We start from the raw sequence: 18,093 nt of genomic DNA on the forward strand, positions 1-18,093 counted from the left end.
TGCCAATATCAGGTGCAATACGATGAGAAATATCGTGTCAAAGCCACTTACTGGAAAGATGGGCAATGCGAAAACTTTTTGCATCCAAAAGCCAAGCCTGCGGTGGCCAAACCTTTGACATTGTCAGCCGATGGACTGTTTGCCTTTGGGCGTTCGGATTTGAATAGCTTGCAGGCGTCAGGTCGTGCAAACTTGCAGCAACTGGCCTCAAAAATCAACTCAAGTTCAGCTAAATTAAACTCGGTTTCGATAGTGGGTTACACCGATCGTTTTGGTTCACAAGCGCAAAATCAAGCCTTGTCAGAGGCGCGCGCCGCATCGGTTAAAGCATATTTGGTGCAACAAGGTGTGCCTGCCAATTTAATCCAAACCGAAGGTCGTGGGGCTTCCAATCCAGTGGTGAGCTGCCCAGGTGCAAAATCACCTCAGGTCGTTGCGTGCTTGATGCCCAATCGACGGATTGAAGTGACTTTAAAGGGTGAAATCTAATCGTGTAAACCCAGCAGATTCAACGAAGAAAAACAAAAAGCGTCGTGCCAGTCACGACGCTTTTTGTTTTACAATGATTCATCTGCAATCACGCTTATCACATATAGAGGCTCTACATGGCAGTCACCCCTTGGCTACAAGCAGCACTTGCTGCCTTGCCCCACATCACTGAGTTGATGAAAAGCAGTAAAGACTTGCTGAAAAGCAATAAGTCCAAACGCATGGATGAGCCGCTTGTGATTGATGCAAATGACTCGCAAGCACTTGCGGTTCAAGTGGCTCGCATCTCTAAAGCGTGCGAGAACAATTCTGAATCCATTCAAATTCTTGCCGAGCAGATGCACAATCAACTTGAACACGCCAATCAAACCATCACTCGCCTCACTCAGAAGTTACGACGCGCTCAAATGTTATCTACTGCGGCATTACTGATGGCGTGTTTAGCTGCAGCAAAAGTGTTTTCAATTTTTTAAGGTCTGTTCATGATTACTGTTTATGGCATCCCCAATTGCTCCTCTGTTAAAAAAACCCGCGCATGGCTGGACAGCCACAGCATCGATTACGTTTTTCACGATTTTAAAAAGCAAGGCATTGACGAATCAACCATCAAAAGTTGGCTTTCTCATGTTCCGCTGACGGTTCTGGTGAATCGAAAGGGAACCACATGGCGAGGACTTTCAAGCGAACAGCAAGCGATGAGTCAAGACGAGCACAGCGCAATTGAGCTCATGATGCAAAATTCATCGGTGATTAAACGCCCTGTGCTGGTTTTTGACAGTGGTGTTATTGTGGGGCATGACGAGGAGGCTTTAGCACGACTGTGACCTTACAAATGGTGTTTGTCTCGGGTGTTCTTTTGCACGGCAACCGCAGCAAATAACGCCAAGATAATGAAATGCCATAAAACCTTTTTTCACTCTGCAACATGTTGGTATTCAACAGACGGGCTACAAGTAGCAAAACAGATAACACCAAAGACAACCATGCCAAGCTATAATATACAGATGGTACGGGGATGTTTTCTTCTTTATCACGGATACTTTTTTGCAACGAAATCGCAGAAAAAAGGCCGTACATTAGAATGGTAAAAAACACCCTTTTTCATTGAGTTGCATGTGTGCATCAACGAGCCCTAAGATGAACACAGTGACACCTGCGCATAATGCCAACCAAGAAGCCCCAACGAATGCGGTTGATGGTTTTTAATAGTGAACTTGAATCATAATTTACCTTTCTTTAAATGTTCATGTAGTTGAATTTTTGAAGATGCTTATTTGCATCGGTCGAAATGATAATGCACACATTAACAATATTAAATCTATAGATTGATTATAAATTTTTATGCCTACTTCTACTTTCGATTTAACTTGCCAACTTTTACGTTTGGCTTCCGTCACGCCCAACGATGAAACCTGTCAAGAGCTTTTAATTAAACGCTTACAGCCGTTGGGCTTTGAGTGTGAAACCCTCATCCGCGGGCCTGACGATTTTCGCGTGACGAATCTATGGGCCATTCGCCGTGGCGAGTTGCACAAGGCGGGTCAAGTGGGTCAGACTTTTGTTTTTGCGGGGCATACTGATGTTGTTCCCACTGGGCCTGTTGCGCAATGGCGCAGTGAGCCTTTTACACCAACCGTGAAAGATGATGGTTATTTATATGGTCGCGGTGCGGCGGATATGAAAACTTCAATCGCTGCTTTTGTCACCAGTATCGAATCTTTTTTAAAGCAGACTCCTAATCCCGCGCACAACATTGCCCTGCTTATCACCAGTGATGAAGAAGGGCCTGCCCACGATGGCACGGTTAAAGTGGTGGAGATGCTTAAAGCGCGGGGAGAGCGTTTGGATTATTGCATTGTTGGCGAGCCAACGAGCAATGAGGTTTTTGGTGATATGATGAAAAACGGTCGTCGCGGGACGATGAGTGGCCGTCTGACAGTCAAAGGCAAGCAAGGTCATATCGCTTATCCGCATCGCGCCATTAATCCCATTCATTTATTTGCGCCCGCGCTGACGGAGTTGGCATCGACAGTTTGGGATGAGGGCAATGCATATTTTCAACCCACTTCATGGCAGGTCTCTAATATTCATGCGGGTACGGGTGCATCCAATATCATTCCAGGTGAATTGGTTGTGGATTTCAATTTTCGCTTTTCAACCGCCAGCACATCGTCGGACTTACAGCAGCGTGTCCATGCGATTTTGGATAAACATAATTTAAACTACGATTTATCTTGGGTCATTGGCGGGCAACCTTTTTTAACAGAAGCAGGCGAATTATCCAAAGCCATGAGCCACGCGATACAACAGCATTCAACTCAAACGCCTGAGTTGTCCACTTCAGGTGGCACATCGGATGGTCGCTTTATCGCCACAATTTGCCCTCAAGTGATTGAGTTTGGCCCTGTTTCAAAAAGTATTCATCAGATTGATGAGCGAGTTGAAGTGGCGTGCATGACGCCTTTATCAAATATCTATCGTGATGTGCTTCAGCAATTGGTGGCGTAAACCCTCTTTGAAGGAAAAAAATGAACACTTTTGAACAAGCCGTTGAAGCTGCGGAAAAACACTTACTCAAAGCGAATTTGTTTTACGGGCACGGCATGGGCGACGCTTATGATGAGGCGGTGTATGCCGCATTGTACTGCGCTAAGTTGCCCGTTGATGAAGACATTGATTGGGAGGCGCAATACCCCAGTGCTGCTTTTTTAAAATTGTCTGAGTTGATTAATGCCCGTTGCCAAACCAAAAAACCGTTGGCTTATTTGACGCGAGAAGCCTATTTACATGGCTACAAGTTTTATGTGGACGAGCGCGTGATTGTTCCACGTAGTTTTATTGGGGAGTTGGTTTTAGACGGTTTTGCGCCTTGGGTCAATCCTGATAAAGTCACTGATGTGTTGGAACTATGTACAGGCTCTGGCTGTTTGGCCATTATGGCGGCGGACACGTTTCACAATGCGCACATTGATGCGATTGACATCGATAACGCAGCCCTTGAAGTGGCGCAGCTTAATGTCAAGGATTACAACTTAAGCGAGCGCATCTCCTTAATCAAAAGTGATTTGTATCAAGCGATTGCGCATCAAGCCAAACAATACGACATCATTTTTTCAAATCCGCCCTACGTCAACAGCGAGAGCATGAGTAATTTGCCCTCCGAATACCTCGCCGAGCCACACATCGCCTTGGCTGGCGGTCAAGATGGCATGGACTTGGTGCGCACCATTGTTAATCAAGCCGCGCCTTTGCTCAAGCCCAATGGTATTTTGGTGGTGGAAATTGGTAACGAATATGCCCATGCGAATGCGGCTTTTAAGCAATTGCCTTTGGTTTGGCTCGACACCAGCGGCGCGGATAATGCCGTGTTCTTACTCACTCGCGCGGATTTAGAACGGCTCTAAACATATTGATTTCGCACTGAATCGCATTTTGTAAAATTTGCTCGCCACGCCAAGTTATGTCACTTCAAACCAATCGAAACCTTGATTCTGACAGGCCAATGCAAATGGAATACCTTGAGCCGAAAGTGCTTCCTCCAGCAACTGCTGAACCCGTGTGACATCGTTATTATTTTGGCTGATGTGCGCAGCATGCACATGGTGTAAGTTTGGATGAATCAGCTGTAATAACAAAGCTTGAGCCACTTGATTATCTAAGTGCCCATAATCACCGATGATGCGCTGTTTGAGTTTGGGTGGGTACTTGGTCGATGCGGCCATCATTGCCGCATCGTAATTGTATTCAATGACCAAACCGTGACAATTTTGTAACGATGCAACCACTGCAGGGGTAATGTGCCCCACATCTGTAATCACCCCCAAATGCAAGTCCTGACATTTAAATGTGAATTGCAAAGGCTCACGTGCATCATGTGGCACGGTATATGGATTCACCTGCACAACGCCGAGTTCAAACGGCTTATGGTCGGCACAAAAAAACACATCCAATCCCCTGCATGAATGCATGTGCTCCAGCACGCTTAAGTACGTCCCACGTGACATATAAATCGGCGTGCCAAATCGGCGGGCAAAACGAGCCACGCCACCAATATGGTCGTCATGCTCATGTGTGACCAGCAGTGCATCAATGTCACTCCCCGTCAATTCAAGGCGTGCGAGCCGCTTTTCGGTTTCTTTGGTACTGAAACCACAGTCCAACAAAAGGCGCGTTGTCTGTCCTGCACAACGCGCCTCGATGACTAAAGCATTGCCCGAACTGCCGCTACCCAAACTGGCGTAGCGCAAAATCGGTCTAGTCATATGGTTATTTCAAACTTTTTTGTAACGTTTTCAACACTCTCGCCAACCCTGATGTGTCAGCAACAGCAGCCCCGTTCTTATCTGTGAACGACACTTGAGTTTGCTCCGCACCCAAAGACTTGAACTTCACTTGATACGTTTCGTTCAATTTACCAAAAGACTTACGGAAAATGCCTTTGTCGTCAGGGCTTGGTGTCACATAATAGATGCGCGATGTGTAATCCCGATCAACCACAGACAAGCCTGCACGGTCAAGTGACAAGCCAACCCGACGCCACGCGTTCTCCATCGTATCCGCCACAATTAATGTGTTGTCGCTGATGGTTGCCCCTTTAGAGTTGTTGACGCTATTGGCCAAAGCCGCTTTCGCCTCTTTTTCATTCGTGCCCAGCTTGACCATTAAACGACGCAAGAACTCGGCTTCCAATTGCGTATCCGCTGGACGAGGCTGCCAAATTGTGTTTTCTTTAGCGGCGGACGTGTACACTTCCTCCATGCCACGATGGCTAATGTAAACCTCAACGCCGCCAGTGGTCGGCTCAATGCGGGTTTTAAACATGTCGCGCGTGCCCGTGTCATACAAACCATCTAAAGCCTTGCCCAAAATTTTACGCAAGCCTGTTTGTGGCAGGCTGGCTCGATTTTCAGCCCAATCGGTTTCAATTAAACCCAACTTAGGCGAGCTGGAACGAATGGAAAAACCATTTTCTTCCCAGAACTCTTGTAACACAGGCCAAACTTGCTCGGCAGGTCGCTTAACCACCAACCAACGGGCATCTCCTGATTTTTGGATAGACATATCCGCAGCGGATACCAATAAATTTCCTGTCGTCGGTTGTTGAGCCGTTGGGTCTTGATTCACCGATGAATAGCGAACGCCATCGCCCTCTAAACTAAATTGTTTATTTTTTTCATAGTCCGTTAAACCAGGCGGGACTTCAAGCGATACGCCCTTGGTTTGACTTTTATAATCAATTTTTGAACCCGTAGATAAGCTATCCAATGAGCTGCACGCCGACAAGCCGAGCGCCCCGACCAAAGCCAAAACGTAAGACACTTTTTTTAATTGCATTACACTTCCTTGAGAATCGATTCAGTACGAACCAACATAAAATATTGAGACAGGTCGCTTAACAGTTTACAGCAAACCCGCCGTTTGCATCGCCGCGCGAACAACGCCCTGAGAGCTTGCCGACAATTGAGTCAAAGGCAAGCGCAAACCTGCTGAGATTCGACCCATTTCTGCCAATGCCCATTTCACGGTAATCGGATTGGCCTCGATAAATAAATTTTTATTTAAACTCGACAACTTCGCGGTTAAGGCGCGTACGGTTGGAATGTCTGCATTCAACGCCGCCACACACAAATCATGCATCATTTTTGGCGCAACGTTCGCTGTCACAGATACATTGCCATGTGCACCCAACAAAATATAAGCCGCAGCAGTCAAATCATCGCCGCTGTAAACCGCAAAATCGCTTGGAACTTGTTGCAACAGCAACGTGCCACGACCGATGTCGCCCGTGGCATCTTTAATGCCAATGATGTTAGGAATATCCGCCAAACGCACCACCGTCTCGTTCGACAAATCAGCCACCGTTCGTCCTGGGACGTTGTACAACACAACAGGACAATCGACGCTTTCAGCAATGGTTTTGAAATGTTGGTACATGCCTTCTTGAGTTGGCTTGTTGTAGTAAGGCACGACTTGTAAGGTCGCATCAACGCCAACCGAATGAGCATATCGGCTCAACTCAATCGCTTCACGAGTAGAATTACCACCCGCGCCCGCAATAATTGGGATGCGCTTGGCGGCATGCTCCACCGCGACCTTAATCAATTCACATTGTTCGTCCACCGAAACAGTCGGCGACTCACCACTCGTGCCCACGGCCACAATGGCGTCCGTGCCTTGTTCGATGTGCCAATCAATCAATGCTCGGTATGCGGCAAAATCAATGTCGCCATTTTCGTGCATTGGGGTGACTAAAGCCACCAAGCTACCTGTAATCATTGTCATAAAATACCGTTTTATCAGTTGTCTGTGGGTGTATACTGTCGAGAGAATGCGAAAAAAACATGAAATAACATGACGCATGCAATATTGCTCGAACATTCTACTGCGAATAGCGACGGATTGCCACAATTGCGACAAATTAAGACTCAAGTTTTAAGTTTTTTAATTTATTTTGCAAAAAAGACTTGCCAAACGACTAGAAGTCTTGCTATAGTTTCGTTCTCAGCGCGGCCGTAGCTCAGCTGGATAGAGTACTTGGCTACGAACCAAGGGGTCGTGGGTTCGATTCCTGCCGGCCGCGCCATTATTTTTGTTTTCGCTGCTTTCTAAAGCAAGTCAAGCGTAAATACAACCTTTTAAGAGTAAGCACTATGCCTTTAATTCGTGTTAAAGAGAATGAACCATTTGAAGTTGCCATGCGTCGCTTCAAACGCGCCATCGAAAAAACAGGTTTGTTGACCGACTTGCGCGCTCGTGAATTCTACGAAAAACCTACAACAGAACGCAAACGCAAACACGCGGCTGCATGCAAACGCAATTACAAGCGTCTTCGCAGTCAAATGTTGCCAAAGAAAATGTACTAAATCGAACTGATTTTTGTGATTTTCGTGTTCAAAAACCCGCTCAATTATAGAGCGGGTTTTCCGTTTTTCTATATTCATGTGATTTTTAAAACACATTTTTTACTTTACGAGGAAACGCCATGTCTTTAAAAACTCAAATCAAAGCCGACACCATCGCCGCCATGAAGGCCCGCGAAACCACGAAACTTGAAACCTTACGCCTCCTCTCAGCAGACATTCAACGACGTGAAGTCGATGGGCAAGCAGAATTAGATGACGCTGCAATTTTGGCCGTCATCGAAAAAGCCTGCAAACAACGCAAAGAATCCATTACTCAGTTTAAACAAGCGGCGCGAGTGGACTTGGTGGATAAAGAACAAGCCGAATTGGATATTCTATCCACTTATCTGCCCACCCAAATGTCTGATGATGAAATTGCGATGGCTGTTTCTGCCGCCGTGACCAGCACCAATGCGGCGGGCTTGCAAGACATGGGCAAGGTCATGGGCGTACTCAAAAGTCAGCTTGCGGGTCGAGCGGACATGGGTCGCGTATCTGCTCTTATCAAGGCGGCGTTATCAAACAAAGCTTAAACAAAAAAGTTTAAACTCCCCATGCCGTTTTAAATAAGCAACGATGGTTCGCAAATCGTTTTCGTGCATTAAAATAAACCACTCTTAATGATTTCTAACCGCCATGATTCCAAATGAGTTCATCAACGACCTGCTGAACCGCGTTGACATCGTTGACGTGGTGGGGCAGTACGTGCAACTCAAGCGTGCGGGGGCAAATCATCAAGGGCTATGCCCCTTTCATAACGAGAAAAGCCCCTCGTTTACGGTCAGTGCATTCAAGCAGTTTTATCACTGCTTCGGTTGTGGTGCGCACGGTACAGCAGTCGGTTTTTTGATGGAGCACAATGGGCTGACTTTTGTCGAAGCGATTAACGATTTGGCGCGTCAAGCAGGCATGACCGTGCCACAAGATAAACCTCAAAGCCCCCAACAAATTCAAGCTCAAATTGCACAAAAAGTCCGTACGCAAAATCTTGGACAAGTGTTAACCGAGGCCGCCACTTTTTACAAGCAACAACTGCGCGAACATCCGCATGCCATTGCTTACTTGAAACGGCGCGGCTTAAGTGGCGACATTGCCCAACGTTTTGGACTCGGTTTTGCACCATTTGAACCGACTTTATCAAGCGTTTTTGATGACTACAACGAATCGAGCAGCTTGCTTGATGCAGGTCTATGCAAACAGCGTGAAGGACAAAATCGGCGTTATGATTTTTTCCGCGAGCGCATAATGTTTCCCATCCGCAACACCAAAGGCCAAATCATCGGCTTTGGCGGACGGGTATTGGACAAGAGCGAACCTAAATACCTCAACTCTCCCGAAACGCCCTTATTCCAAAAAGGGCAAGAACTGTACGGTTTGTTCGAAGCCCGCAGTGCCATTTCGCAACAACAATACGCCTTAATCGTCGAGGGCTACATGGATGTGGTCGCGCTTGCACAAGCGGGGCTTGCCAACGCTGTCGCTACATTAGGCACAGCGACCAGCACGGCGCACGTACAAAAACTCTTTCGCTTTACGGACACCATTGTATTTAGTTTTGATGGTGACTCAGCGGGGCGAAAGGCGGCTTGGCGCGCGATGATTAACGCGCTGCCACTCGCCACAGACACGCGCACCATTAAATTTTTATTCCTGCCGCCTGAGCACGACCCAGATACCTTTGTCCGAGAAAAAGGTGCTGATGCCTTCGCCGCTGAAGTGCAGACCGCCATGACATTGTCGCAATTTTTATTGTTTGGTTTAAATCAAGCCGCTCCCGATGGCAGTGCAGAAGCGCGCGCTCGACAGCTCCATCTCGCCAAGCCTTTACTACAATCCTTACCCAATGGCGCATTGCGCACACACATCATTCAAGCCTTGGCGGCTCAGTTGAACAGCACACCTAGTGATGTGAGTGAATATTGCGAACTTAATGCCGCTCTTCGCCCCCGCAAAAATGCCCGTGAAAAAACCAAACGCATAGCCCCGCCCACTTCTGTTGAGCGAGCCTTAGACTTGCTGGTGGCGCACCCTCAGATAGCAAGCCACGCGAACCCCCACGTTTGGCAACATTTACCACAACACCAAGCGCTCACTCATTTAATTGAATTGTTGCAAGCACAACTGCATTTGTCTCCCGCCGCTTTGCAACTCCAGCTGGAACAATCAGATTACGCCGACTGGTACCAGTATTATTTACAAAAGCATTTGCGCGAACCCGCCCCGATGTCGGAGGAAGATGCAACAACGGCTTACATCGCCATCGAAAAGCAACTTGAACGCGATGCACTGGATGCAGCGCTGAAACAATTGGCTCAAAAAATGACCGCCGACACCAGCGTTAAAGCCGAATATACACGCCTACTGCGTGAACGCGCCAAACTCAATAACGCATCCTAATTTTTGTTAAGTTCCAGCTTGCTTTTTTAGCATCCGCCCCAATATGTACAGTGGGAATCATCGAAAAAAACCCTTTATATTCATGGTATAATGAGAAGTTATTGTGATTTGAATGTTTTTAAACTGATTTTGCCAAAGTGTTTCTTTCATAAATTTATTTATCAAAGGTTGATACATGAGCACAGCCAAACCCCGTAAAACCGCCAACAGCAAGACAGCCGCCAGCAAGTCCGTTGCCAAGTCAACCACTTCCGCGAGCACAGTCCAAACGGTCATAACAGCTGAAAAAAAATCAAAAGTTAAAACCAGTTCAAAGAGCACCGTCAAAACGTCTGCCCCCGTCGCCAAAACAGCGGCCGTGCGCAGCACTAAAGTTACTGAGAGCCGCATGCCTGCAAAAAAAACCACACCCACAGCAAAAACTGTCAAGCCCGCTACTAAAAAGCCCAGCAAAACCACCAAGGTAGCCACCAAGAAAAATCCAGAGCTTGAAGAAGAGTTGTTAGATGATGCCGACGTCCCCTCGGGTGACGATGATTTGCTCGAAGACTTAGATGACAGCGAAGTCATTCCCGACTTTGATTCTCCCAGCACAAAATCCGACAAAAGTAAGCGTAAAGGCAAAGAAACCAACTCCGAGTTAGCCGCAGCAATGCTTGAGTTTAAGCGCAATCAGATGAAAACCCTCATCAAATTGGGTAAAGATCGCGGCTATCTCACGCATGCTGAAATCAACGACAACCTGCCTGACAATATGGTCGAAGGCGACGCGCTTGAAAACATGATTTCGGCATTCTCCGACATGGGCATTCGCGTATACGAACAAGCGCCCGATGCCGAAACCTTATTGATGGCCGACAACGTTCCGACCGCCTCAAATGACGATGACACCGAAGAAGAAGCGGAAGCCGCATTATCTACCGTTGACTCTGAATTTGGACGAACCACAGATCCTGTCCGCATGTATATGCGCGAAATGGGTACAGTTGACTTGTTGACCAAAGCCGAAGAAATTGTCATTGCCAAACGCATTGAAGAAGGCCAACGCGAAATGATGGCGGCTATTTCAGCATGCCCATCCACCATCCAGCAGATTCGTGAGATGGTCGATAAAATGCGTACTGACGAAATTAACGTGTTGGATTTAATCGATGGTTTGGCGGGTACTGAAGACAACTTCAATGCCAAAAAAGCCGACGCCGTAGAAGATGACGATGATGATGACGCCGAAGAAGCCGAAGATACAGGTAACGGTTTGTCGAATAAACAACTCGAAGCCTTAAAAACACAAGCGCTCGATAGATTTTTGGTCGTTGAAAAACACTTTGACAAAATGCGCATCGCATTTGGCAAAGATGGTTACCTATCACCAGCCTACAACAAAGCACAAGAAGCCATCACCAATGAACTGATGGGCATACGCTTCACGGTAAAAACCGTTGACCGCCTATGCGACACCCTGCGCTCACAAGTTGAATCCATTCGCAAAATCGAGCGCAAAATCCGCGCACTGTGTGTCACACGCATCGGCATGGACGCCCAATTTTTCATCAACAATTTCCCAGGGCATGAAACCAACTTAGAATGGGCCAATGAATTGCTCAAAGGCAAGCACGCTTTCAACGCCTTACTGTCACGCAACCTACCTGCTTTGCACGAACTGCAAAACCAGCTCATTGAACTGCAAGCACAAGTTGTATTGCCTTTGACCGACCTCAAAGCCATCCACAAACAAATGATTACGGGCGAATCAAAAACCCGTGATGCAAAAAAAGAAATGACCGAAGCCAACTTGCGCCTTGTTATTTCCATCGCCAAACGTTATACCAACCGTGGCCTGCAATTCCTCGACTTAATTCAAGAAGGCAATATAGGCTTAATGAAAGCGGTTGATAAGTTTGAATACCGTCGTGGCTACAAATTCTCAACCTACGCCACATGGTGGATTCGTCAAGCCATTACGCGCTCAATCGCCGATCAAGCGCGTACCATTCGCATCCCCGTGCACATGATTGAAACCATCAACAAGATGAATCGCATCTCGCGCCAAATTTTGCAAGAAACAGGTTCAGAGCCAGATGCGGCTGTCTTGGCTGAAAAAATGGAAATGCCTGAGCACAAAATTCGCAAAATCATGAAAATCGCCAAAGAACCCATTTCAATGGAAACACCCATTGGCGACGATGAAGATTCACATTTAGGCGACTTTATCGAAGACGGCAACACCATGACACCCGCCGAAGCTGCGCTGCATACAGGCATGCAAGACATCGTTAAAGACGTGCTCGACTCACTCACGCCACGCGAAGCAAAAGTTCTGCGCATGCGTTTTGGTATCGAAATGACCACCGACCATACCCTAGAAGAAGTCGGCAAACAATTCGATGTCACCCGTGAGCGTATTCGTCAGATAGAAGCCAAAGCTTTACGTAAACTGCGCCACCCTTCACGCTCAGAAAAACTAAAAAGCTTTCTCGAAAACAGCTAAACCAATGGCACAACATTGTGCTTTTCGGTACAATGCCGTCTTGAGTTTTTTCAAACATAGGGCCGTTAGCTCAGTTGGTTAGAGCAGAGGACTCATAATCCTTTGGTCCGCGGTTCAAGTCCGCGACGGCCCACCAATAAAATAGAAACGGCTTACAGAGATGTAAGCCGCTTTTATTTTGATTAAATTATTTTTCGTGTAATGTTTATGTAATGTTTATGTAATGTTTTTAGCAAGATGCACTAAAACAAGAGGTTTCATTCAAGCCTAGTTATTACACCGTATCAATAAGATTCAAGTTGCACAATAGACTATAAAAATGCAAGTATTACTTGATGCGCTTAACCCATCAATAAAGTTTTGAACCTAATATCGCCAATTGATTTTTACTTGCGCCACAACACTGTTAGATAGATGATGAAATATGATTTATAGTGCCGAAGCTATTTATTTTTAAGGAAAACAATGAAAACAAAATACAAGCGTATCGCAATTACTTTAGGGGTGGCTATTTGCTCTTCGATTATTTTAAATGGTTGCGCATCTTATATTAATGCAGGTTGTCGTATCAATATATTGGGTGGAACTGGAAGTAGTTCATGTGATGGTTTTACTGACACTAGTTTCAAAACCGTTCAAGGCGAACTGCTGTTTTCCGATAAGTTACTGGCATTGTCAATTCCAAGTGAGGCACAGCTAGCTGTGTGGCAAACACAAGGCTTGCAATCTCAACACTTCAAAGAAAAGCCAATGCTTTTATTAGGGCAATCTCACAGTTATTTGCTCGACAAAGGTGGCGATGCTTTGTTCAGATTGGCGCAAGGATTTAAAAAAAATGCCAACTTAGACCCAAAGTCACTGCGCATTATGTCCAACGAAAGTCGTGTGATTGCCAAAGATAATATGTTGCACGGTGAAATGGTTTTTGAGTACAAAATCAAAAATCAAGAAGAGGCTCGAACAATCATTGATTTGGGTTTTACACCAGCACAGAATAATCGCTACGTAATCAATATAGAAGTCCTTGCATTGTTGATTCCTGCGGTTGATACAAGTGCTTATGTAGCAGATGGATTTGCCCAGCAACGCTCCTTAAATGTCTACGCTCCTGACAGTCAAAAAACTTACGAAACCCCTCGTTGGGGAAATATAGCCCTGGCACCTTTTGCACTTGCTGTTGACATTGCGCTTTCTCCAATTTTTTTGCTAGGTGCTGCTGGAATTGTTTTAAGTAATTAAAAAGCGAGAATCTCAGATTTAATCTCCCCGTGCCTCTAAACAGTATTTTTGCAGAATACTGTTTATTGATAAGTTTACCCATGCGTACACATTTTACTTGAAGCTGATTCATGGCTTTTGACCGCTCTATAAGCCCCTAAAATAATTAGCTTAACAATGCCGTTAGCCCATGTTCATACGCGCGTGACGGTGACAAAAAACTCCTGCAAATGCGCAATCGACACGCTAAAATCGTTAGGTAAATTGACATAAAATTAGCATTCTGAGGGTGAAGCGCATTGTGCAATTTCACTCAGGCCATGAAACGAATCTATACCGTGATTTAATGCTGTGTGTTGAGTGTAGGAATACTCACTGGCTTGCCATGCCCGCCGTCTGTTAATGTATATTGGCTTTACAGAACCTCTCGCGCAAGGTTTTCTTCTTTTGTGGTGGGAATGGCGGGCAAGTTGTATTTAAAGTGCTCAAAAAGACAGTGCCCACTATCTGGCACATTATCGTGGCCAGCGACAATGACCAATTTAAGCCCAATCACATGGGTTTAGTTCATGGCACACAAGCGGCACAGGTGGTTGTGACTGTACTTGTCGTGCTGAGCTTTGTCGGTCTAGATGTGAGACAAGAACAAACCAATTTTAATAATTTGTATGCTTGCGGGCATGGGGGCGGTGCGCGAACAGTTTAAAAGCGTACTCAGTCATATTGGGATATCCGAAGACATCATCGAGCCGATCGAAGCCGAAGTGCTTGTGGGGATACATGCGCTCAAATTCGATAGGGCCAAGTTTTCAATTAGTTTTGTCGAATTTGAAATAACATGCTTATAGTCGTATGGTTTTGTTAGTTGCAGCTTAACGTAATGTTTTTAAAATTATAGAAGCTTCTTGTGGTTGCTGCAAAGTCGCCCATTTTAAATGTGAATATTCGTTTTGTTGTTGAAGAGTAGAGTACTTCAAACGGTTTTGTTTGAATGTGCGTATGACCCATAATAGTATTGAGTCACGTGATAAAAAGACTCGTTTGAATGACTCATGATTGCCATGCCAAAGCGACTCTTGAGTTAATAACCTGCGAAAAGTTCGACGAAGTGAACGCCATATAATGACTGAAAAGCTGTAGTCGAGCCAGATGATGAGTGTGGCACGAGACCAAATAATATTGCGTACTATACTAAAGTCGCCAGCGACAATCCATTCTTGGTCGGACACTGCTTGTGCTGTGAGTTGAATAAAATCTTTTGTTGTTTTAGGTGTCCAGTTTTTATCCCAAAATAGCTCATCTAAGTCAATCATTGAACAACCCAACTGATGGGCTAATTCGTTTGCAAAGGTTGTTTTGCCTGCACAGCTATTTCCAATGACAACAACTCTTTTAAAATCAGAGGATTGAAGGGCTTTGTTTAACATGGGTCATTGATTTGAAGTGTCAGTACATCAGGATTTAAACGCCCGTAACAAAGTACTTCTCCTGCGGTGTTGCATAGGGCTGGAACCATCATTCCGTATTTTTGTTGCAGTGTCACATCCTCATCAATATCCATCACATCGAACGTGAAATTGATACGGGTTTGCCATAGCCGAAGTTCTTCGTACATGTCGTGGCAAAGGTGACAGGTTTCGCGGCTGTATAAAATAAAGTGCGCGCTCATGGTCAATCGGTGATGTTGATGCCGACAAATTGTCGTATTGCGCCGCGCACAACGTAGACAAACACAGTGTCGCCGCTGGTCAAGCCTTTGGCTGTCTGTTCGATTTGCTCAATCGATTTGATGTCTTGTTGATTGAGATTGAGTAAAAAGTCTCCGACTTGTAATCCTGCGGCCATTGCTGGGTTTTGTGCTTCTGTGATTTGTACGCCTGCGGTGGTGTTGACCGTGGCTTTTTGTGCCGCGCTCATGGGGCGAAGCTTTAGCCCTAGTTTTTTCCAAGTGAATAGGTTGCTTGGGTCGTTAGGGTTGTTGGGTTTTGGGACGGTGAATTGAATGATTTTGCGTTCGCCATTGCGTAGGATGCTGAGGTTGACGCTGTCATCTTCGGCGAGGAAGTCGCCTAAGGCGTTTAAATCAGAAATATCGACAACTTTTTGAGATTCTAATGCAATGATGATGTCGTTGATTTGTAGACCTGAGTGACTGGCAATTGAGTTGGGTGTGATGCTACGTACCCACGCGCCTGTTGCGTCTGCTAGGTTGAGTTCTTTTTGCTGCTTTTCTTCGATGTTGCTGGCGGAGAAGCCCAGTTTTTGCCATGTTTTTGGTAAAGCCGCATGCAGGTCTTTGCTATTGATGAGCTTGCCAATGAGTGCGTGGCGGGTCAGGCCCATCGGTGCTTTGAGTAGGTTGGAGTTCATGGCGAGGACTTCGCCTTTGATGTTGAGTAAGGGGCCGCCAGAGTTGTTGCTGTCGATGTCGACATCGGTCACGAGTTCTTGCACGTGCTGGCTGTTAAGTGTGCTGACAATGGTGCCTGCGGAGATGCCGTTTTTATTCGCGCCTAAGGCCAAGACCCATTCGCCTTCATTGATGTCTGTGGCCAAAGGTAGGGCGGGTAAATTGTTGTTGGCGACTTTTAAAATGGCTAAGTCTTGTTTGGGTTGAGTGCGCAGTACGGTGGCTTTCAAGCGGCGTTTGTCAAACAGTTGCACGTAAATTTCGTTGGCATTCACGATGGTGTGATAGTTGGTTACAATCACACCATTATTGGCGATGATGAAGCCATTGCCTTGATTTTTTTTCTTAACAATTGGGGCTTCGGTGTTTGTTGCGGGCACGATTTCGTCGGTGTTGAACATGCGTGAAAACACTTGATAAACGGGGTCTTGCGTCACGCCTTTGTATTGTTCGGGGAGTTTGACTTTGACCCATTTTAAAGCGTGTACACTGACGATGCTGTCCGCGCTGTCGTTAATGATTTGCGAAACATTTGGGGCTGCCTGAGCTTGAGCCGCAAGGAGTAAAGCAGTGAAGCCAAGTAGTCGTTTGAAAAAAATAGGTAATGCGCGTGGGTGCATGACCACATCCTGTGTCTGTTGTTGAGGCGGTTAAAATAGAAAGTGCGTTATTGTAACAAGACTTGAGTGAGACGACATGAGTGCTTATGTTTAGTTCATGTTTTAACACGAGTCAAGTGGGTTTTGTGATAAATTGAGTCGATGGGGTAGAACCAATGCACAGTTTTACCATAACGACAATTGAGTTGATTTTTTACTGAGGTGTTCATGTTTAAGTATCGTTTTCGAGGTTGGTTGGTGTGGGTGACTGCGGCTTGCTTGGCGAGTGGTGTGGTTCAGGCAAAAACAGTTGCTAAAAAAGCCGAGAGGCATGCAACGCAGTATGTACTGACTGACCCTGTGACTGGTGCTGTATTGCCTTATACGCCGTATGTATTGTTTACGCGTCATGTCAGTTTGGCGGATGCGGGCAAGGTGTGGTACACCGATGCACAAGGGCGTACACGTGCCATTCAAGGTGAAACACCCGAAGACTTGAATAACCCCGCCGCGCCTGTGGTGCTTGTGCAGGCTGAAGGCAAAGAAGGACACATGCTGCTGGTCAATCTACATGATGTCGCAGGGGCAGGTGAGCAACAAACGGGTCAGCCAACAGCTGCCGTTGATTTTAAGGGCGCACCCTATGTTTTGTGGAATAAAGTCAATCACCAAGCCTTATGTGGGCACAGCAATGCCCAAGGTTTTACTCAAGCCTATTTTGTGCCGAGAAACAGTGGTTGGGATAAAGAAATGTATGTCCTGCGTTTAAAAGGTGACCAGCCTTGCCGAGAGGTGCGCGCGAGTTTAATCAACTTGTTTAATACGGCCGATTCAAGTGCTTTTGAGCAAGGTTATGACTATGCGCGTGAGCATTTTGTTTTAAACGAAAAGCAAGAAAGTTCTTTTATTTATCACCATGTGGGTGAGTTGATTGAGAATAAAACAGCGAGTATTGACCAAGGTGCGAATAAGCGCATGATTACCCGAGCCATTGATTTGGCAAAAAGTACACAAGACGCGGGACAACTCAATATGCTCGGCTATAGTTTGGGTTTTGAGCGTAAGGATTACAAGCGAGGGTTACCCTTAATCGACCAAGCATTGTCGATTAAACCGAATGATTGTTATTTTTTGAATAGCAAAGGTTATTTGCTCATGCGCCAAGGGGATTTAAAACAATCGCGTTCATTTTTAGAGGCATCGGATGCCGCTTGTCAAGCCAATCGCGCCCAGTTGGGTGGGCAGGAGGCTCTGGATATGGCGTATCCAATTGCGGTTAATTATGCTCATTTGGCCGAAAATTACGGTCTTAGTGGGGATGAGTCGATGGCGAATGATTATTTTAATCGTGCATTGAAAGAAGGTTCGGCGCGAGCGAAAAACGAGCTGGTTGAAGTCGCGCGACATTTAAGCGAAAAAAATATCCTTAACTCGGCTAATTTGCAGTTGTTTGCACTTTACTTGGCGTACGCAGAGAAAGTCGATGCTGAAAATTCAGACGGACAGGCTGAGCCCGCTGCGAGTGCGGCAAGGGTTCCCGAAGCTGAGAAAAAAGCGAAAAAACAGCCCAAGAAAAAATAAGATAAAAAC

The 18,093-nt window shown here is 46.0% G+C and carries 18 protein-coding genes, 2 tRNA genes and 1 pseudogene; 14 read left to right on the forward strand and 7 right to left on the reverse strand.

The features are described 5' to 3' along the window. The 3 genes from DFR44_RS02575 to DFR44_RS02585 form a co-directional block, all read left to right on the forward strand. On the forward strand, window positions 1–489 hold a 489-nt coding region (locus DFR44_RS02575), incomplete at its 5' end, for an OmpA family protein (RefSeq protein ID WP_162845126.1). Between the two features lie 116 nt (window positions 490–605). Beyond that, window positions 606–962 carry a hypothetical protein gene (locus tag DFR44_RS02580; RefSeq protein ID WP_133619161.1) on the forward strand — a complete coding sequence of 119 codons (357 nt, stop codon included), beginning with the start codon at window positions 606–608 and terminating at the stop codon, window positions 960–962. A gap of 9 nt (window positions 963–971) precedes the next feature. Then, window positions 972–1,313: an arsenate reductase gene (locus DFR44_RS02585; protein WP_133619162.1), complete on the forward strand. Its 342-nt coding sequence runs from the start codon at window positions 972–974 to the stop codon at window positions 1,311–1,313. A 2-nt stretch (window positions 1,314–1,315) separates the two neighbouring features. On the opposite strand, the pseudogene yiaA reads toward DFR44_RS02585, so the two are convergent. Then, window positions 1,316–1,658 (reverse strand): annotated as a pseudogene (yiaA, locus tag DFR44_RS02590) (inner membrane protein YiaA). Between the two features lie 172 nt (window positions 1,659–1,830). Here yiaA and dapE point away from each other — a divergent pair. Together dapE and prmB are read left to right on the forward strand one after the other, a co-directional pair. Then, window positions 1,831–2,997, forward strand: a complete 1,167-nt coding sequence (dapE, locus tag DFR44_RS02595; protein ID WP_133619163.1) for a succinyl-diaminopimelate desuccinylase — start codon at window positions 1,831–1,833, stop codon at window positions 2,995–2,997. Window positions 2,998–3,017: 20 nt separating this feature from the next. Further along, window positions 3,018–3,893 carry a 50S ribosomal protein L3 N(5)-glutamine methyltransferase gene (prmB, locus tag DFR44_RS02600; protein WP_133619164.1) on the forward strand — a complete coding sequence of 292 codons (876 nt, stop codon included), beginning with the start codon at window positions 3,018–3,020 and terminating at the stop codon, window positions 3,891–3,893. A gap of 54 nt (window positions 3,894–3,947) precedes the next feature. Here the strand turns inward: prmB and DFR44_RS02605 are convergent, their stop codons facing one another. From DFR44_RS02605 to dapA, 3 genes are all read right to left on the reverse strand, one after another. After that, a complete protein-coding gene (locus DFR44_RS02605) occupies window positions 3,948–4,751 on the reverse strand; it encodes an MBL fold metallo-hydrolase (protein ID WP_246012029.1) in 804 nt (267 codons plus the stop codon). Window positions 4,752–4,755: 4 nt separating this feature from the next. Next, a complete protein-coding gene (gene bamC, locus DFR44_RS02610) occupies window positions 4,756–5,823 on the reverse strand; it encodes an outer membrane protein assembly factor BamC (RefSeq protein ID WP_133619165.1) in 1,068 nt (355 codons plus the stop codon). Window positions 5,824–5,889: 66 nt separating this feature from the next. Continuing rightward, window positions 5,890–6,771 carry a 4-hydroxy-tetrahydrodipicolinate synthase gene (dapA, locus tag DFR44_RS02615; RefSeq protein WP_133619166.1) on the reverse strand — a complete coding sequence of 294 codons (882 nt, stop codon included), beginning with the start codon at window positions 6,769–6,771 and terminating at the stop codon, window positions 5,890–5,892. A gap of 224 nt (window positions 6,772–6,995) precedes the next feature. Here dapA and DFR44_RS02620 point away from each other — a divergent pair. The 8 genes from DFR44_RS02620 to DFR44_RS02655 all read left to right on the forward strand — a co-directional run bounded on the left by DFR44_RS02620 (window position 6,996) and on the right by DFR44_RS02655 (window position 14,200). Beyond that, a tRNA-Arg gene (locus tag DFR44_RS02620) sits at window positions 6,996–7,072 on the forward strand. A gap of 67 nt (window positions 7,073–7,139) precedes the next feature. Then, entirely contained in the window at window positions 7,140–7,352 is a 213-nt protein-coding gene (rpsU, locus tag DFR44_RS02625) for a 30S ribosomal protein S21 (RefSeq protein ID WP_114562290.1), read from the forward strand. A gap of 119 nt (window positions 7,353–7,471) precedes the next feature. After that, the gene (locus DFR44_RS02630; RefSeq protein WP_133619167.1) at window positions 7,472–7,924 is read left to right on the forward strand and encodes a GatB/YqeY domain-containing protein; all 453 of its coding nucleotides are present in this window, start codon (window positions 7,472–7,474) and stop codon (window positions 7,922–7,924) included. Window positions 7,925–8,027: 103 nt separating this feature from the next. Beyond that, window positions 8,028–9,788 carry a DNA primase gene (gene dnaG, locus DFR44_RS02635; protein ID WP_133619168.1) on the forward strand — a complete coding sequence of 587 codons (1,761 nt, stop codon included), beginning with the start codon at window positions 8,028–8,030 and terminating at the stop codon, window positions 9,786–9,788. A gap of 175 nt (window positions 9,789–9,963) precedes the next feature. Then, the gene (rpoD, locus tag DFR44_RS02640; protein ID WP_133619169.1) at window positions 9,964–12,276 is read left to right on the forward strand and encodes an RNA polymerase sigma factor RpoD; all 2,313 of its coding nucleotides are present in this window, start codon (window positions 9,964–9,966) and stop codon (window positions 12,274–12,276) included. Between the two features lie 59 nt (window positions 12,277–12,335). Beyond that, window positions 12,336–12,412, forward strand: a tRNA-Ile gene (locus DFR44_RS02645). Window positions 12,413–12,741: 329 nt separating this feature from the next. Further along, window positions 12,742–13,515 (forward strand): YidX family protein, encoded by a 774-nt coding sequence (locus tag DFR44_RS02650; protein WP_133619170.1) that lies wholly within the window; start codon window positions 12,742–12,744, stop codon window positions 13,513–13,515. Window positions 13,516–13,903: 388 nt separating this feature from the next. Continuing rightward, window positions 13,904–14,200 carry a hypothetical protein gene (locus tag DFR44_RS02655; RefSeq protein ID WP_133619171.1) on the forward strand — a complete coding sequence of 99 codons (297 nt, stop codon included), beginning with the start codon at window positions 13,904–13,906 and terminating at the stop codon, window positions 14,198–14,200. A 166-nt stretch (window positions 14,201–14,366) separates the two neighbouring features. Here the strand turns inward: DFR44_RS02655 and DFR44_RS02660 are convergent, their stop codons facing one another. The 3 genes from DFR44_RS02660 to DFR44_RS02670 are packed head-to-tail and all read right to left on the reverse strand — an operon-like array spanning window position 14,367 to window position 16,524. Next, entirely contained in the window at window positions 14,367–14,921 is a 555-nt protein-coding gene (locus DFR44_RS02660; RefSeq protein ID WP_133619172.1) for a shikimate kinase, read from the reverse strand. Continuing rightward, a complete protein-coding gene (locus DFR44_RS02665; RefSeq protein WP_133619173.1) occupies window positions 14,915–15,163 on the reverse strand; it encodes a glutaredoxin family protein in 249 nt (82 codons plus the stop codon). The genes DFR44_RS02660 and DFR44_RS02665 overlap by 7 nt, the downstream gene beginning before the upstream one ends. A 2-nt stretch (window positions 15,164–15,165) precedes the next feature. Beyond that, window positions 15,166–16,524, reverse strand: coding sequence for a trypsin-like peptidase domain-containing protein (locus DFR44_RS02670; RefSeq protein ID WP_133619174.1), 1,359 nt, complete (start codon window positions 16,522–16,524; stop codon window positions 15,166–15,168). A 207-nt stretch (window positions 16,525–16,731) separates the two neighbouring features. On the opposite strand from DFR44_RS02670, the gene DFR44_RS02675 reads away from it, so the two are divergent. Continuing rightward, on the forward strand, window positions 16,732–18,084 hold the full coding sequence (locus DFR44_RS02675) for a tetratricopeptide repeat protein (RefSeq protein ID WP_133619175.1): 1,353 nt from the start codon (window positions 16,732–16,734) through the stop codon (window positions 18,082–18,084). Window positions 18,085–18,093: the final 9 nt, after the last annotated feature.

This window comes from Hydromonas duriensis, assembly GCF_004363775.1.
In the GTDB taxonomy this organism is placed as follows: Bacteria; Pseudomonadota; Gammaproteobacteria; order Burkholderiales; family Burkholderiaceae; genus Hydromonas; species Hydromonas duriensis.